This is a genomic window from Gordonia sp. B8661-1, from assembly GCF_059427765.1.
The window spans coordinates 167,983-184,960 of sequence record NZ_JCAHRL010000008.1 but is presented as its reverse complement, the minus strand read 5'-3'; the positions used below and the strand labels follow the sequence as shown (position 1 = coordinate 184,960).

The window sequence follows — 16,978 nt, the reverse complement described above, 5'->3', positions numbered from 1 at the left end:
TGCGTGATCAGTCGGCGAATCCCGACTCGGTGATCCGCCGGGTGACGTCGAGCAATGCGTCGCCTTCCTCTCGCGTGGTGACGGTCGCACGCACCCCCTCGCCGGGGAATGCCCGGACCAGCACGCCTGCTCGCGCCGCGTGGTCGGCGAACCGCACGGCCTCGTCCCCGAGTGCCATCCATACGAAATTCGCTTGCGAATCCGGTACCGCGACACCCAACTCACGCAGCGCATCGGTGACGCGAACACGCTCGGCGACGACCCCGCCGGTCCGAGCCGACAGCGCATCGACCGCCCGCAGACTGCCCAGCGCCGCACCTTGCGCCACCGTGCTCACCGAGAACGGCGTATAGACCTTTCGCAGCGCTTCGATGATCCGCGGGGATCCGATCGCATATCCGACGCGCAGTCCGGCCAATCCGAACGCTTTCGAAAAAGTGCGCAGCACAACGACATTCGGAAACTCCGACTGGAGCGCCAACGCATCGACGTCGTCGGCGTCATCACGGAATTCGACATAGGCCTCATCGACGGCCACGGTGATGCGTGGCGGCACCGAACGCACGAACTCACCGATTGCGGCCCCCGACACGATCGTGCCGGTCGGGTTGTTCGGGTTGCACACGAAGATCAGCCGCGTGCGGTCGGTGACCGCGCCGGCCATCGCGGATAGGTCATAGGAATCGTTGGGGGTCAACGGAACCCGCACCGGCACGGCTCCGGCGGCCAGCGTGAGCAAAGGGTAGGCCTCGAAGGACGGCCAGCCGAATATCACCTCGTCTCCGGGGGCGCACGTAATCGCCACCAGGTCGCGACACAGGGACACCGAACCACAGCCGACGGCGACCCGGCGGGCGGCCACCCCCACATGTGCGGCGAGCTCGTCCGTCAGAGCAGTTGCGCCGTTGTCCGGATATCTGTTCACCTCCGTCAACGCCGACGCGATGTCGTCGAGCACCCCGGGCAGAGGAGCGTGGACAGTCTCGTTTCCGTCGATTTTGATGGCGCCCACCGGTACGGGATTCGGCGTGTACACCGGGAGGCTGTCGAGACACGAACGCAATTCCGGGATCATCCGGTCACCATACGAGCCATCGGCCCACCGCGTCCGATTCGAAATGCGTTGAACACCTTCGGATACCGACCCAAAGGACGATCGCCACGGACAGCCGAACCGCCAGCACCCGGCGAAATGCTTCCCATCCCGACAGACCGCGCGATAGCGTGCGGTCACCGTTGCTCACCGGAGGAAATCCATTGCGGGCCAGAGGAGTCAAGGTGACCACACGCACCGAGCCGATCGCGACGACGCGCCCCTCCCCCTCCGTACCTGTCCCCGGTATCACCGTCCGCGACATCGTCGACGGCCAGACCGCGGGGCATCTGGTCGTCGCCGCAGACGACTATGGGTGGTGGACCGATCTGCTGTCCGGCGTTCCGGTCAATCCGGCCACCGACAACCTGGAAAGGGTTGTCGCCGATGGTCTCATCCGCGCCGGACTGCTGACGACCGGGACGAACGGCGTCGAACTCACCGACACCGGCCGGGAGGTCGCCGAAGCCCGGGGCTTTGTGCGGATGGTCACGCGGGGATGGACACCGACGTTCCGGCAACTGTCGGATCGGCGCGCCGCCCCCTACGTACCCGCCGCCACCGAACCCGACCAGGTCGCACGTGGATGTACCGACATCGCGCACCGACGTCCTGAGATCCTCCGGGCGATCGGCCAGGCCATCGGCTCCGCCACACCGGGCGTGACCATCGACCTCGGCTGTGCCGACGCGGGCCGGATCATCGCCCTCTCCGCCATGGCCACCGACGAGGACTTCATCGGCGTCGACATCGAAGCAGGGGTCATCGCACAGGCCACCGCGAATGTGCGGCAACGGGGACTCACCGGACGGGTGGACCTCCGCACCGGGTCGGTTCACCCCGGGGACGCACTCCCCGACTGGGTGCGAACCATCGACCGGGAATCAGTGACGACCGCCATGTCGTTCTTCCTTCTCCATCAGCTCGCCAGTGACGGCAATGGACTCGCCTGGGTGATCGAGCAGTGGATGTCCTGGTTCCCCCGCATCGAGCGGCTCATCATCGGCGACGGAATCAGGCTCGCCGCACCTCGATGGGAACAGCAGCCCTGGTTCTCGCCGTCCTACGAGATCTACCACGCCGTGACCGGGGTTCACCTCTGGTCCGCCGACGAGTACGACACAGCATTCGCCTCCCTCGGCTGGCGGATCGTCGACCGTCACAGCGATCACACGATCGCGGTGACGAGCGTCCTCGAACGCGCCTGATCCCGCATCGACTCGGCCGTAGACTGGATGTCGTGAACAGCGACAATCCGCATCAGCCCACTCCCGACGATCCTGCCGGCGAGGTGGTCGACGCCGAGGTCGTCGAGACGCCGGCCCCGATTCCCCCGATGAGCGGTGTGATCCCGCCGGTGCCGGATCCGAACTACACCGAGCAGGGCGTCCCGACTTTCGATTTCGTCCGCGACAAGATCGAGAACCGCATCTCGACGGCGATCGGCAGCGAGGAACTCGCGAAGGCAAGCCCCGAAGGTCAGCAGGTCGACGACATGGTTGCCAAACGCGCCGAGGCCGCCAAGAAGAAGCTGGACGAGATCCGTAAGTCGATGGGTCAGTAGGCGCCACGCCGACGGGCTTCCCGCGACTTGGCCTCGTTCCAGCGACTTCGGCCGAGGTTGCAGGAACACAGCGAGGTCGCGTGAATTCGCCGTATCACACGCTGTCGCGTGTGCCCTCGGCCGTAGTGGTTGTGCACGTCGTGATCTCACCGGGAGCCGACGAACGGGGTCCACGATGCGCACGGACGAGCATACCTATGGTTCCTCCGATCAGGAGGACCGCGATAACTACCCCCGGCAACCACAGGGTAAGGATGAGGAGCCACGGAGACGCGGGCAGCAGGATACCCAGAAGCAGGCCCCACCCCGCCTGTCGCTTCCAACCGTCGAACCACACGAGGCCAATCCCGAAGGCCAGACACAGCCCAACGCAGACGAACGGAGAAGCGATCAGCACCGTCCGAGCAGTGCCTGTGATGTCGTAGGTATCTGCAATAGGTTGTGCCGCAAAGTAATACATCGACACCAGGACCGCTACGGACACAGTGGTCACAAACCCCACGGCGCCATAGTTGCGCGCAATAGCGTGACCACTCGGCCTGGGTTTCGACCTGTTGCCAGAAGCCCGTTCCGGTGGGTCAGTCGGCATCATCGTTACGTCCGCTGCTTGATCAACAAACTCTTGCATTCGCACACTACCTGCGATGAGCGTCGCATATGCCATACCCCGGACTATCCGAAGTCCTGCTGCGTTGCATGCTTCCACTTTCCGCGATCTACGGGCTGGTCGGCCTCACTTGCCCCTCTAATGAAGTGCACATATCCGGCCAGCGCCTGGAAGTATCGGAATTTGCTGTATCCGAACGCCGGCCACATAATCGGTCTCCTGATATTCATTTGCCGACTTCACTAATGCTTCTTCCCACATCTTCATTCTGGCGTTTCGCAAACCATAATGTGCCCTACAACATCCCGAGCCCTCGACGCGCCGTAGTTCACATGTAACCCCGTGCCACCGTAATTTCCATCACGGTCGGCCAATTCTTCCACGACACCTGCATCCGCATTGGTTCGCTGGCCGGCGAATACGCCCGCCGCTGCCCTTAGTTCTTGCGCATCAACTTTCACAGACACTCCCCCGTCACAGTAGACCGCCCACGCCGTGGTGCGGCTGCAACCAACCAGCCAAACTGGAATGCCGCTACGATCCCACACGGTCGTCGGTATCACTTCGACCGTCGATCGTTCAAATGACATCGCGGTAGGTCCGACCGCCTGCGTTCCGGGGGAACGAAGTCAGCCAGCAACCCCGCTTCGTTTTCGCAACTTCGACTCAGGTCGCGAAACAGGCCTACGCATCACGACGATCGAGTCGGCTGCATTGTCGGGACGAGGGGCAGGCGTCGGAATCCGCCGAGCGCGACGATGACGGCGATGAGCCCGGCCATCACCACCCAGCTGATCCACGAGGTGGGAACGAGCACGGTGAAGCCGGGCGTCGAGTCGGACGTGCCGAGGGAGCCCGGGATCTGATTGGCCACCATGTTCGACGATCCGTGAAGGGCGACGGCAGGCCAGATGCTGTTCGCGGACAGGCGGATCCACGCCATCAGGATTCCCAATAGAACGTGCGCTGCGGTGAACATGATCGTCGCACGCAGGCCGTCGAGGCCGGGATAGCCGTAACCCTGGCCGGTCAAGGGCGCATGGAACAGTCCCCACAGCAGCCCCGCGGTCAGGATCCCCGGCCACAGTCCGAGCGGAAGCAGCCTGGGCAACAGATAGCCCCAGCCGAGTTCCTCGCCCAGCACGAGAATCGTGGCCGGCACGAGAAGCACCATCCCCGACACGGTCGCGGTGAGGAGGTCGGCCACCGGAAACGGTTCGTGTACCCGGAATCGTCCCAGCGCGACCGCGATGAGCAGAGTCACGCTCACGACAGCGAGCGGAATCACGATGCCCAGCGCGACATATCCGGCGAGCCTTCCGAACGGACGATGCGGCACCAGGCCGGTCAACTCGAGAAACGACCGGGGGCTGCGGAGCTGACCCGAATACGCGGCGGCGGCAATCATGCCCAAGGCAGGCGTCAGCATCGCGAGCCCACCGAAGCGGAGTTGATCACCGGTGTCGTCGATGTTCCCGTACAACCCCCAGGCGACAGCCACCGCAGACACTCCCGTAAAGGTGACGGCCAGGAAGACGGCGAGCTCGCGCCACGGAACCCGGTACGGTATGTCGACCGTGACGCGTCGGCGGCGAGACCTGGTGGGCAAGTCGCGGCCGGTATCGCCGAGAGCCTTGTCCTCATGCCGCACTGCATTCCCTTTCGTCACCGGCGGATGCAGTGACGATGGTGCCGATCGTGCCCGGGACCGGGCATCAGCAAATCGGCTAGCGCTGGTCCGACGAAAGTCGAAAACTCGCCGACTGGTCGACTCGATGTGTCGTCAGCGCGGCGTCAGCGCAGCCAGAAGTTGTGTGGTCCGCCCACAGTCCCTGCCCTCGCCGTCGATCACCCGTATCTCGACAGTGAGGAGCGTCTTGCCCAGTTTGAGCGGCGTCGCGACCGCCGAAGCCGGACCGTCGACGACCGGCCGGAGGAAGTAGGTGGTGGATTCCGCAGTGGTCCACCCCCAGCCGTCCGGCAGGTTCAGCCCGACGAGGACGGCACCGGCCAGATCGCAGATCGACATGATCGCGCCGCCGTGGAGACCGCCACCCAGCGTCGAATGCTGCTGGGACACATCGAGTTCCGCACGGACTTCGGCGGCGGACAGCACCGGGAAACGAACGCCGAGTGTCTTTGCGAACGGCGCCATCGCGTAGATGTCATCGATTGTGTAGCTCACGCCGACCACCCTCCCGACGTTTCGGCAGCGCTCCTCCCATAGTGGGCCCTGGGTACGACGAAGACAACCGTCAGGAGAATGGGCAACGATCACACACTCCCGCGACCTGATCTCGTCCCCGCGACTTCAGCCGAGGTCGCGGAAACGAGACGAGGTCGCGGGAAATGAACTCAGCCCGCGACGGCCTGATCCACGTCCAGGATGTCGGCGAGGAACTTGCCCGTGTGCGAATCCGGTTCCACGGCAATATCTTCCGGGGTGCCCTCGGCGACGACCTGGCCGCCACCGGTGCCACCCTCCGGCCCCATGTCGATGACCCAGTCCGCGGTCTTGATGACGTCGAGGTTGTGCTCGATGACGATCACGGTGTTGCCCTTGTCCACGAGCCCGTTGATCACGGCCAGGAGCTTCTTGATGTCCTCGAAGTGCAAGCCGGTGGTCGGCTCGTCGAGGATGTAGACGGTCCGGCCGGTGGAGCGCTTCTGCAGTTCGGCGGCCAGCTTCACGCGCTGGGCCTCACCGCCGGACAGCGTCGGAGCCGGCTGACCCAGGCGCACATAGCCGAGTCCGACATCGACGAGCGTCTTGAGGTAGCGGTGGATCGAGGTGACCGGTTCGAAGAATTCGGCGGCCTCCTCGATCGGCATGTCGAGCACCTCGGAAATGGTCTTGCCCTTGTAGTGCACCTCGAGCGTCTCGCGGTTGTAGCGGGCGCCATGACAGACCTCGCACGGCACGTACACGTCGGGCAGGAAGTTCATCTCGATCTTGATCGTGCCCTCACCGGCGCAGGCCTCGCAGCGTCCGCCCTTCACGTTGAACGAGAAGCGGCCCGGCTGATAGCCACGGACCTTGGCCTCGGTGGTCGCGGCGAACAGGGTGCGGATCTTGTCGAAGACGCCGGTGTAGGTGGCCGGGTTGGATCGCGGCGTGCGACCGATCGGCGACTGGTCGACCTGCACCAGTTTGTCGAGGTGATCGAGACCCTTGATCCGCGTGTGCCGGCCGGGTACCTGACGGGCACCGTTGAGCTTGTTCGCGAGAACGGTCGCGAGGATGTCGTTCACCAGCGTCGACTTGCCCGAGCCGGACACGCCGGTCACCGCGGTCAGGACGCCGAGCGGGAAGGACACCTCGATGCCACGCAAGTTGTGTTCCCGCGCGCCGACGACCGTCAGCTGCTTCTTACGGTTGACCGGTCGTCGAATCTCCGGCACCGGCAACACATCCCGGCCCGCGAGGTAGGCGCCGGTGAGCGATTTCTTGTTCTTCAGGAGGTCCTTGTAGCTGCCGCTGTGCACCACCTCGCCACCGTGCTCACCGGCGCGCGGACCGATGTCGACGATCCAGTCGGCCGCACGGATGGTGTCCTCGTCGTGCTCGACGACGATCAGCGTGTTGCCGAGATCGCGGAGGCGCGTGAGGGTTTCGATGAGGCGACGGTTGTCGCGCTGGTGCAGTCCGATGGACGGCTCGTCGAGCACGTAGAGGACACCGGCTAGTCCGGAGCCGATCTGCGTCGCCAACCGGATGCGCTGTGCCTCACCGCCGGACAGCGAACCCGCGGCCCGCGACAGCGACAGATATTCGAGGCCGACATCGAGCAGGAACCGGATGCGGGCCTGCACCTCCTTGAGCACACGGCCCGCGATGGCGGCCTGGCGATCGTCGAGCGTGAGGTCATTCAGATACTCGGCGCACTCCGCGACCGACAGCGCACAGACCTCGGCGATCGACTTGGGGCCCATGGTCGGATGATCCAGCGTCACCGCAAGGATCTCCGGGCGCAGGCGCGCGCCATCGCACACCGGGCAGGGCACATCGCGCATGTAGCCCTCGTACCGTTCCTTCATCTGCTCGGACTCGGTCTGATCCATCCGGCGCTCCAGGAACGCCATCACACCCTCGAACTCGGTGTAGTAGGACCGGGTGCGGCCGTACCGGTTGCGGAACTTCACGTGCACCTGATGGTCGCTGCCGTCGAGAATCGCCTTGCGCGCCTTCGCAGGCAGCTTCTTCCACGGCGTGTTGATGTCGAAGCCCATCTGGTCGGCCAGACCACCCATGAGCCGCAGGAAGTAGTCGGCGTTGTGCCCCATCGACCACGGCGCGATCGCGCCCTCGGCCAACGTCATCTCCGGGTCCGGGACGACCAGTTCCTCGTCGACGACCTTGCGCACACCCAATCCGTCGCAGGCCGGGCAGGCACCGTAGGGCGAGTTGAACGAGAACGATCGGGGTTCGAGATCGTCGATGGCAATGGGGTGGCCGTTCGGGCAGGCCATCCGTTCGGAGAACCGGCGTTCGCGATTCGGATCGTTCTCGTCGAGATCGACGAAATCGAGCACGATGATGCCGTCGGCCAGACGCAGCGCGGTCTCCACCGAGTCGGTGAGTCGCTGCTTCGCGGTCGGTTTGACGGCCAGGCGGTCGACGACCACCTCGATGTCGTGCTTCTCCTGCTTCTTGAGCTTCGGCGGATCGGTGAGCTGATGGACCACCCCGTCGATGCGCGCACGGGAGAAGCCCTGGGTCTGCAACTCGGCGAAGAGATCGACGAACTCACCCTTGCGCGTCCGGACCACCGGCGCGAGGACCTGGAACCGGACGCCCTCGTCCATGTCCAGCACCTGATCGACGATCTGCTGCGGCGTCTGCCGCGCGATCAGCGCACCGCACTCCGGACAGTGCGCCTTGCCGGCCCGGGCGTACAGCAGTCGCAGATAGTCGTAGACCTCGGTGATGGTGCCGACGGTCGAGCGCGGGTTGCGGTTTGTCGACTTCTGGTCGATCGACACCGCGGGCGAGAGTCCCTCGATGAAGTCGACGTCGGGCTTGTCCATCTGCCCCAGGAACTGCCGGGCATAGGCCGAGAGGGATTCGACATACCGGCGCTGACCTTCGGCGAAGATCGTGTCGAACGCGAGCGACGACTTTCCCGAGCCGGACAGTCCGGTGAAGACGATCAGACTGTCGCGGGGCAGGTCCACGTCGATGCCCCGCAAATTGTGTTCACGAGCTCCACGCACGATCAAACGATCAACCACTGCACATTCCTCATTCATTGCCGATTCGGGCCACGACACCGCTCCGCGAGGACCCTAGCGTCGACCCCCGACAAGATCGTGACGACCAGGGCTGATCCGCTTGTCGGCCAATTCTCCAGCGTACCCGCGTATCGCCCATCGGACATGTTGCGACCGTCACCCGGCCGGCGCCGGGGCGCGCTAGCCTACGGCCATGACCTCCCATGACACGATCAGCGACACCTACACCGGCGACCTCTCCGAAAACCCAGCCCCGCAGCGCCGTGACCTGGACACCGCGACCATCGTGAAGATGTCCGTCGGTCCGATGGACAACAACGTCTACGTCGTCACGTCGAAGAAGACGGGCGATCAGCTGATCATCGACGCGGCCAACGACGCCGACCGCATCCTCGACGTGGTCGCAGCCGTCCCGGGCACACCGCGGATGATCGTCACGACGCACCAGCATTTCGATCATGTCCAGGCCTTGCCTGCAGTGGCAGAGGCGCTCGGCGTGCCGACCGCCGCCGGCCGGGAGGACGCGCCCGAGTTGCCGGTGCCCCCCTCGCAACTCGTCGACGACGGCGACACCATCACGATTGGCGACCTGACGTTCGACGCCATTCATCTCGTCGGACACACCCCCGGATCGATCGCCCTCGCATTGCACGACGGGGACGTCGTCCACCTCTTCACCGGCGACTGCCTGTTCCCGGGCGGTGTCGGCAAGACCTGGCAGCCCGGCGACTTCGAGAAACTGCTCGGCGATGTCACCACCAAGGTCTTCGACCGCTACCCCGATTCCACCGTCGTCTATCCCGGGCACGGCAAGGACACGACACTCGGAGCGGAACGTCCGTCGCTCGATGAATGGCGCTCCCGCGGCTGGTGAACCGCATCCGGTTCACGTCGCCTGCGCCATGTCCTCGGACTGCGCCTGGAGTTCGCGTAACGAGCCGTTATCAGCCATGCGTATTATTTACGGTGATGCGATTGTGAGGTGCGGCGTCCCATGCCCAAGCAGGTCGATCATGACGAACGTCGCGAGACCATCGCCCGAGCCCTGTGGCGGGTGGTCGAACAACGCGGCATCAGTCGCCTCAGTCTTCGCGAGGTCGCGAAGGAGGCCGGGATGTCTCATGGCCAGGTGCAGCACTACTTCGATTCCCGTCGGGAACTGCTTCAATTCGCCATGGATTTCGCTGCCGAACAGACCGCGCAACGGATCACCCGCGGACTGACGACGATCGGAGACACACCGCATCCCCGCGACGTCCTGCGGCTGACGATCATGGAAATGCTTCCGTTGCACACCGATTCACGTGCCACGAGTCGAATGAGCGCGGCCTACGTCCTCGAGGCATTGCACGACGACGACATCCGGGAACGAACCCGCCACGGAATGCTGCACGGCCGGGCACAGGTCGAGCAGTTGGTCCGCCAGGCACTTGACGACGGTGAGATCGACGCGGGATGCGACCCGGCGGTCGAAACGGACCTCCTGCTCGCGCTCACCGGACTCTCTCCCCTGATCGAGCTCGGCGTCATCGATGCGAGCGAGGCGACGACGGCCGTCGACACCCATCTCGACAAGCTGTTCGGGCATCGCCCCACGGCGGCCGGATAGCGGAGAGTTCGGCGCCTCAGGGTGGACGTGGCAGCACAGGAGTCGCGTCCCACCTGCATCGCTGCGATCGTCCGTGGCTGCCGGTAATGTCGACAAAGCTCGCCGGACGCATCCCGGTGGGCCACACGCACCAGCCATCAGGAGGCAGTCAATGTTGATCCGCCGCGTTGCCCGACCCATGCTTGGATCGATTTTCATCACTGCGGGAATCGATTCAGTGCGCAATCCCGCGCCACGTGCCGAGGCCGCACACGGCTTCATCGACCAGGCAGAGAACACCCTGCCGAACTCCGTGACCGACAAGGTCCCCACCGACGCCGAGACCCTCGTGCGCATCAACGGTGCCATCCAGGTGGGCGCGGGCACTCTCCTCGCTCTCAGCAAGTACCCGCGTGCCGCGTCCCTCGTCCTGGCCGGTTCGCTGGTGCCGACCACGCTGGCCGGCCACGCGTTCTGGAACGAGACGGACCCGGCGGCCCGCGCGCAGCAGCGTCTGCAGTTCACCAAGAACCTCAGCATCCTGGGCGGCCTGCTGATCGCGTCGGTCGACACCGAGGGCAAGCCGTCCCTCGCGTGGCGGGGACGCCGGAAGGCCACCGAGGCGGGTCACGCGATCGCGGCGGCACTGCCGTCGGCTCAGGCCACCGAATCCACCTGGGACAGCATCGTGGAGCGCTCGCAGGAGGGCGCACATCTACTGGGCGAAAAGTCCACCGAGGCAGCCGAAGTCGTGCGTCAGCGCGCACCCGAGATCGCGGAGACCGCACGTAAGCGCTCGGCCGGGCTGGCCGACGAGATCCGTCACCGCGCACCCGGCATCGCCGAGACCGCACGCGAGCGCTCGGTGGAGTTGGCCGAGGCGGCCCGCGAACGTTCCGCCGACCTCGCCGACGAGATCCGCCACCGCGCACCCGGCATCGCCGATGCGGCACGTGAGCGCTCCGCCGATCTGGCCGAGGAGATCCGCCAGCGCGCACCCGAGCTGGCCGAAGCCGCGCGTGGACGCTCGGCCGACCTCGCCGACGAGGTGGCCGCACTCGCCGCGACCGCACGTGACAAGGCGTCCGAGGGCGCCGACGAGGGCCGCCGCCGCTGGCGCAAGGCCCGGTCCTAGCACTACCAGCAGTTCAGGGGTACGACCACGGTGAGCACGACGAGAACGGACACCACGCACACGGGGGTTGCGGAAAGCCGCACCGACGGCCACCCGGACGTCGACCCCCGGATCGACGAGGAGCAACAGCACCTCGACCAGGTGTACGGCCGTCTCGACCGCATGCGTGCGAACACCGAGCGGAGGCTCGCCTCCACGCTCCGGGAAACCGGGGGCACGCCGCAGGCGCGCTCGGAACGCGAGTCCTACGAGCGGCTGTACACCGACGACCTCACCAAATTCGATGCGGCCGAACATAATCTGTACTTCGGCCGCCTGGATCTGGATGATGGTGAAACCCGGCGGATCGGCCGCATCGGCGTCCTCGACGACGATGCGGCCGACACCACCCTCCTGCTGGACTGGCGGGCACCGCTGTCCCGGCCGTTCTACCTGGCGACGCCCGCCGCGCCGGAGGAGGTCGACCGGCGCCGGCACGTCCGGACCCGCAATCGTGCGGTGCGGGCGGTCAACGACGAGTACCTGACTCTGGCGGACGCATCGCCGGACGATGTCGGCCATGGTGACGTCGTGAACGAGACGGCGCTCGTCGCCGCGCTGAACGCGGCGCGCACCGGCGAAATGACCGACATCGTCGAGACGATCCAGCGCGAGCAGGATCTGATCATCCGGTCGACGCACCGCGGTGTCACGGTCATCCAGGGTGGTCCGGGCACCGGCAAGACGGCCGTCGCACTGCACCGCGCCGCCTATCTGCTGTACACCCATCGAGACACGTTGTCGCGCAGCGGCATTCTCATCATCGGACCGAATGACGACTTCCTCACCTACATCGGTCAGGTCCTTCCGTCGCTCGGCGAATCCGGTGTGCTGCTCTCGACCATCGGCGACCTGTATCCCGGTATCCACGCCCGCGCCGAGGAATCCCGGCACGCCGCGGCCGTCAAGGGCGACCTACGGATGGTCGACGTCCTCAAACGTGCGGTTCGCGCAACCGAGGCCCTTCCGTCGAAACCGGTCTCGGTGAATTTCGACACCTACCAGGTGACCATCGACTCCGCACTGATCAAGACCGCTCGCGCCAAGGCCCGTAGTTCGCGCCGAGCCCACAATCAGGCACAGCCCGTCTTCCTGCGGGCCGCCATGGACGGTCTGGCGCAGGCCCACGCGCGCACCATCGGGTCCAGCCTGCTCGACGGATCCCAACTGCTCAGCGCCTCCGATATCGCCGATATCCGCGATGAGATGAGCCAGGACGCCGATATCCGAAAGGCGCTGCTGGAGTATTGGCCGACGCTGACACCGCAGGGCCTGCTCGAATCGTTCTACGCGGATCCCGGTGCCATCCGGAAGGCCACCCCGGGCTGGCCGGAGCAGGATCGCGCGGCTCTGCACCGCATGCCCGCCGCCACCGGCGACGACGCGGTGACTCCCGCGGACGTTCCCCTCATCGATGAACTGGCGGAACTCATCGGCTACGGCACCGATGAGGCCGAGCGCGCGGAACGTGCACGGTGGCGTCAGCAACTGGCCGACGCCCAGGACGCGCTCGACATCCTGACCGGTTCTGCGCCACAGGACCTCGAGGACGAACTCGATCCCGAGATCCTGATGGCCTACGACCTGATCGACGCCGAACAACTCGCCGCGCGACAGACCGAGACCCAGCGGCTGACGACGGCCGAACGTGCGCATGGCGACCGGAATTGGGCGTTCGGTCACGTGATCGTCGACGAGGCACAGGAATTGTCTCCGATGGCGTGGCGCATGGTGATGCGGCGCATCCCCAATCGATGGATGACGATTATCGGCGACACCGCGCAGACCGGCGACCTTGCCGGCACCCGCTCGTGGGGTGAGGTGATGCAGCCGTACGTCGCGAACCGCTGGCAACTGCGCGAGCTAACCGTCAACTACCGCACGCCGGCCGAGATCATGGCGTATGCCACCCGGGTCCTCGCCGAGATCGACCCGAAGCAGTCTCCACCGACATCGTTGCGCAGCAACGGAATCGAGCCTGTCGCCATCACAGCCGCACCGACCGACCTGGCACGTACGGCTGTCACCGCGGCCACGCGGAACGCCGAGTCCGGACTGACGGCGATCATCGTTCCCGACGATCTCTATCCGGCGGTGGCCCGTGCCGCCGCCGACGTCGACGATTCTCCCCGTGTCCTCACCGTCGCCGCATGCAAAGGCCTGGAGTTCGACAACACGGTGGTGGTGGAGCCCACCGCGATCGTGAACTCCTCACCGCGCGGCTACTCCGACCTGTACGTGGCGTTGACGCGTGCGACGCAGCGACTCACCGTCGTCCACGCAGACGAACTCCCCCGGCCGTTGAGCACGATGCCGGCCGGGGGAATCGACGACTGACCGTTATGTGGTGTGGACGATGAGAACGTCGCACGCCGACTTGCGGGCGACATCCGCGGGCACCGACCCGAGCAGACGCCCGGCGATCGAATTGAGGCCCTTGTTGCCGACGACGAGCAGTTCGGCACGCACATCGGTCACCAGCTGCAGCAATGCGTCCACGGGCGCACCCTTGACCGGGCGCGCGTCGACCTTCGAAGCGCCCGCCTTGGCGGCCCGCTCCCGCGCGGTGCGCAGGATCTCGTCCGTCGGCGCCGAACCGGTGACCTGGTAGGCCTCGTCCTTCAGGACGTCGGCCGCGCCACCGGAATCTCGGTCATTCGGAAAATACGCGCAGGCGATCACCAACGTCGCCGTGTCACCGGCGAGTGCCCCCGCACGCTCGACCGCCTTCAACGATGACTCGGAGCCATCGGTGCCGACGACGATCGTCTGATACGCGTTCATCCCAACCTCCACCATTCCTTCGGATCCCCGTACATCACGGGGCAGATGTCATCCCACACTGTAAAGCCCTCGCTCCGGGACAGTAGTTGGCCGTCGCGGGGTTTGTCCGCAGATCGTGGGCATCAGCACATAGGTGCCCCGGATGTCACTTGATGCCCGCGGCGTCCATTCCGCGCAATTCCTTCTTCAGATCCGCGATCTCGTCCCGTAACCGTCCCGCCAGCTCGAATTGCAGATCGCGTGCGGCGCTCATCATCTGTTCGGTCAGGGATGCGACGAGATCGGCCAGCTCGGCACGCGGCATCGCCGACGTATCACGCTTCTCGATGACACCGGAACTCGCGCCCCGCGCCTTCGACACGTCGCCCTGGGCGCGTCGCCCACGGCTCGAATTGCGACCGGAGCCACCGACGGCGACCGCGTCGTCCTCGGCCTCGCGGTACACCTGATCCAGGATGTCGGCGATCTTCTTCCGCAGTGGTTGCGGATCGATGCCCTTCTCCTTGTTGTAGGCGACCTGCTTGGCCCGCCGACGTTCCGTCTCGTCGATGGCGTTCCGCATGGAGTCGGTGATCTTGTCGGCATACATGTGCACCTCACCCGACACGTTGCGGGCGGCGCGGCCGATGGTCTGGATCAGCGAGGTCGTGCTGCGCAGGAAGCCTTCCTTGTCGGCGTCGAGGATCGCGACCAGCGACACCTCGGGCAGGTCGAGACCCTCACGGAGCAGGTTGATGCCGACGAGGACGTCGTACTCACCGGATCGCAGTTGCCGGAGCAGTTCGACACGACGCAACGTGTCGACCTCGGAATGCAGATAACGCACCCGGATGCCGAGTTCGAGCAGATAGTCGGTGAGATCCTCGGCCATCTTCTTCGTGAGCGTGGTGACCAGGACCCGCTCGTCGCGTTCGGTGCGCTCCCGGATCTCGTGGACCAGGTCGTCGATCTGGCCCTTGGTCGGCTTGACGACCACTTCGGGATCGACCAGACCGGTCGGACGGATGACCTGCTCCACGAACTCACCGTTGGCCTGGCCGAGTTCGTACGGTCCGGGGGTCGCCGACAGGTACACCGTCTGACCGATGCGGTCGACGAACTCGTCCCAGGTCAGCGGACGGTTGTCGACTGCGGACGGGAGCCGGAAGCCGTAGTCGACGAGGTTACGTTTCCGCGACATGTCGCCCTCGTACATGCCGCCGATCTGCGGCACCGTCACATGCGACTCGTCGATGACGAGCAGGAAATCGTCGGGGAAATAGTCGATCAGTGTGGCCGGCGCGCTACCGGCGGCACGGCCGTCGATATGGCGCGAGTAGTTCTCGATACCCGAGCAGAAGCCGACCTGCCGCATCATCTCCAGGTCGTAACTCGTGCGCATACGCAGCCGCTGCGCCTCGAGCAGTTTGCCCTTGCCCTCGAGATCGGCCAGGCGCTCCTCGAGCTCCTGTTCGATGGACGCCATCGCCTTTTCCATGCGCTCGGGTCCCGCCACGTAGTGGGTGGCCGGGAAGATCCGCAGCGAATCGACCTGCCGCACAACGTCACCGGTGAGCGGGTGCAAATAGTAGAGCGCCTCGACCTCGTCGCCGAAGAACTCGATGCGGACTGCGAGTTCCTCGTACGACGGGATGATCTCGACGGTGTCGCCGCGGACCCGGAAGCTCCCGCGTGTGAACGCGGTGTCGTTGCGGGTGTACTGAACATCGACGAGCATGCGCAGCAGCGCATCGCGATCGATGTTCTCGCCGACGGCCAGCTCGACCGAGCGATCCAGGTAGGACTGCGGCGTGCCGAGACCGTAGATGCAGGACACCGATGCGACCACCACCACGTCGCGGCGCGAGAGCAGACTCGAGGTGGCCGAATGCCGGAGGCGCTCGACATCGTCGTTGATCGACGAGTCCTTCTCGATGTAGGTGTCCGTCTGCGCGATGTACGCCTCGGGTTGGTAGTAGTCGTAATACGAGACGAAGTACTCGACCGCATTGTTCGGCAACATCTCGCGCAATTCGTTGGCGAGCTGGGCGGCCAGGGTCTTGTTGGGCGCCATCACCAGCGTCGGGCGCTGGACCTTCTCGATGAGCCAGGCGGTGGTCGCCGATTTGCCGGTACCGGTGGCGCCGAGCAGGACGATGTCCTTCTCACCACTGTCGATCCGGCGTTCCAGATCGGCGATGGCGGCCGGCTGGTCACCGGCGGGCTCGTACTCACTGACCACCTCGAACGGAGCCCCGGTGCGTTCGATCTCGCCCACCGGCCGGAACTCGGAGTGCGCGAGGACGGGACGTTCTGCTGCGAAAGCCATAACGCCAGGGTAAACGCGACATACGACAACTATGTTCCGCAACCGGACACAGGGCTGCGAGCCTCGTTACAGTCGACGCATGACCGACCCGGCGCCGGCCTCACTCCACCCTCCGAAACGTGAGGTGTTCGACGTGCCCGCGATGACGAACACCGACAACAAGGGCTTCGTCCGGCCGGTCGAACGCTACGAGGTCACCGACTTCGGTCTGTACATGTCGCGCACCGCCGACCACCCGAGATTCCACCACCTCGAATCGTGGCTGCTGCCGGCGCTCGGCTTGCGCGCCAACATCTTCCACTTCACCGAGGGACACCGGACCGGCCAGCGACTCTATCTCGACGTCGGCTCCTTCGGCTTCCCGGACACCGAGGGCCGTTGGCACGCCGTCGACTGGTACCTGGATCTCGTGGATGTCCCCGGCACTCCACTCGAACTCATCGACGTCGACGAACTCTTCGACGCACACCGAGCGGGTCTACTGGACACCTCCGACTGCCAGGAGGCGGTCACGATCGCCACACGCGCCCTGGTGGGTTCCGCCGAACACGCCCACGACGTGCAGGCGTGGCTGGACGACGTGTGCGGCACACAACTGACCTGGCTCGATCGACGCGCGGAGCGATAA

13 protein-coding genes are annotated in these 16,978 nt (G+C 65.4%); 7 read left to right on the top strand and 6 right to left on the bottom strand.

What is annotated here, in order from left to right:
- Positions 1–7 precede the first annotated feature (7 nt).
- Complete coding sequence (locus tag AC4JJG_RS17055; RefSeq protein ID WP_495400437.1) at positions 8–1,075, bottom strand: histidinol-phosphate transaminase; 1,068 nt, start codon at positions 1,073–1,075, stop codon at positions 8–10.
- A gap of 203 nt (positions 1,076–1,278) precedes the next feature.
- On the opposite strand from AC4JJG_RS17055, the gene AC4JJG_RS17050 reads away from it, so the two are divergent.
- Together AC4JJG_RS17050 and AC4JJG_RS17045 are read left to right on the top strand one after the other, a co-directional pair.
- The gene (locus AC4JJG_RS17050; protein WP_495400436.1) at positions 1,279–2,301 is read left to right on the top strand and encodes a hypothetical protein; all 1,023 of its coding nucleotides are present in this window, start codon (positions 1,279–1,281) and stop codon (positions 2,299–2,301) included.
- A 32-nt stretch (positions 2,302–2,333) separates the two neighbouring features.
- Complete coding sequence (locus AC4JJG_RS17045; RefSeq protein ID WP_495400435.1) at positions 2,334–2,657, top strand: PspA domain-containing protein; 324 nt, start codon at positions 2,334–2,336, stop codon at positions 2,655–2,657.
- A gap of 1,298 nt (positions 2,658–3,955) precedes the next feature.
- Here AC4JJG_RS17045 and AC4JJG_RS17040 read toward each other — a convergent pair.
- The 3 genes from AC4JJG_RS17040 to uvrA all read right to left on the bottom strand — a co-directional run bounded on the left by AC4JJG_RS17040 (position 3,956) and on the right by uvrA (position 8,496).
- Entirely contained in the window at positions 3,956–4,933 is a 978-nt protein-coding gene (locus AC4JJG_RS17040) for a CPBP family intramembrane glutamic endopeptidase (RefSeq protein ID WP_495400434.1), read from the bottom strand.
- A 114-nt stretch (positions 4,934–5,047) separates the two neighbouring features.
- Positions 5,048–5,449, bottom strand: coding sequence for a PaaI family thioesterase (locus AC4JJG_RS17035; protein ID WP_495400433.1), 402 nt, complete (start codon positions 5,447–5,449; stop codon positions 5,048–5,050).
- A 170-nt stretch (positions 5,450–5,619) separates the two neighbouring features.
- The gene (gene uvrA, locus AC4JJG_RS17030; RefSeq protein ID WP_495400432.1) at positions 5,620–8,496 is read right to left on the bottom strand and encodes an excinuclease ABC subunit UvrA; all 2,877 of its coding nucleotides are present in this window, start codon (positions 8,494–8,496) and stop codon (positions 5,620–5,622) included.
- Positions 8,497–8,689: 193 nt separating this feature from the next.
- On the opposite strand from uvrA, the gene AC4JJG_RS17025 reads away from it, so the two are divergent.
- From AC4JJG_RS17025 to AC4JJG_RS17010, 4 genes are all read left to right on the top strand, one after another.
- Complete coding sequence (locus tag AC4JJG_RS17025; protein WP_495400431.1) at positions 8,690–9,370, top strand: MBL fold metallo-hydrolase; 681 nt, start codon at positions 8,690–8,692, stop codon at positions 9,368–9,370.
- A gap of 120 nt (positions 9,371–9,490) precedes the next feature.
- On the top strand, positions 9,491–10,105 hold the full coding sequence (locus tag AC4JJG_RS17020; protein WP_495400430.1) for a TetR/AcrR family transcriptional regulator: 615 nt from the start codon (positions 9,491–9,493) through the stop codon (positions 10,103–10,105).
- A 151-nt stretch (positions 10,106–10,256) separates the two neighbouring features.
- Positions 10,257–11,219 (top strand): DoxX family membrane protein, encoded by a 963-nt coding sequence (locus AC4JJG_RS17015; RefSeq protein WP_495400429.1) that lies wholly within the window; start codon positions 10,257–10,259, stop codon positions 11,217–11,219.
- Positions 11,220–11,249: 30 nt separating this feature from the next.
- Positions 11,250–13,595, top strand: a complete 2,346-nt coding sequence (locus AC4JJG_RS17010; protein ID WP_495400428.1) for a HelD family protein — start codon at positions 11,250–11,252, stop codon at positions 13,593–13,595.
- Between the two features lie 3 nt (positions 13,596–13,598).
- Here the strand turns inward: AC4JJG_RS17010 and AC4JJG_RS17005 are convergent, their stop codons facing one another.
- Positions 13,599–14,042 carry a universal stress protein gene (locus tag AC4JJG_RS17005; RefSeq protein WP_495400427.1) on the bottom strand — a complete coding sequence of 148 codons (444 nt, stop codon included), beginning with the start codon at positions 14,040–14,042 and terminating at the stop codon, positions 13,599–13,601.
- A gap of 145 nt (positions 14,043–14,187) precedes the next feature.
- Positions 14,188–16,350 (bottom strand): excinuclease ABC subunit UvrB, encoded by a 2,163-nt coding sequence (uvrB, locus tag AC4JJG_RS17000; protein ID WP_495400426.1) that lies wholly within the window; start codon positions 16,348–16,350, stop codon positions 14,188–14,190.
- 79 nt (positions 16,351–16,429) lie between these two features.
- Between uvrB and AC4JJG_RS16995 the strand changes: the two genes are divergently transcribed.
- Entirely contained in the window at positions 16,430–16,978 is a 549-nt protein-coding gene (locus AC4JJG_RS16995; RefSeq protein ID WP_495400425.1) for a ribonuclease FAU-1 family protein, read from the top strand.

Bases quoted from the DNA above. Each gene is read 5' to 3' on its own strand.
- AC4JJG_RS17055 (WP_495400437.1), bottom strand. From the start codon at position 1,075: ATGATCCCGGAATTGCGTTCGTGTCTCGACAGCCTCCCGGTGTACACG.
- uvrB (WP_495400426.1), bottom strand. From the start codon at position 16,350: ATGGCTTTCGCAGCAGAACGTCCCGTCCTCGCGCACTCCGAGTTCCGG.
- AC4JJG_RS17015 (WP_495400429.1), top strand. From the start codon at position 10,257: ATGTTGATCCGCCGCGTTGCCCGACCCATGCTTGGATCGATTTTCATC.
- AC4JJG_RS16995 (WP_495400425.1), top strand. From the start codon at position 16,430: ATGACCGACCCGGCGCCGGCCTCACTCCACCCTCCGAAACGTGAGGTG.
- AC4JJG_RS17020 (WP_495400430.1), top strand. From the start codon at position 9,491: ATGCCCAAGCAGGTCGATCATGACGAACGTCGCGAGACCATCGCCCGA.
- AC4JJG_RS17005 (WP_495400427.1), bottom strand. From the start codon at position 14,042: ATGAACGCGTATCAGACGATCGTCGTCGGCACCGATGGCTCCGAGTCA.
- AC4JJG_RS17025 (WP_495400431.1), top strand. From the start codon at position 8,690: ATGACCTCCCATGACACGATCAGCGACACCTACACCGGCGACCTCTCC.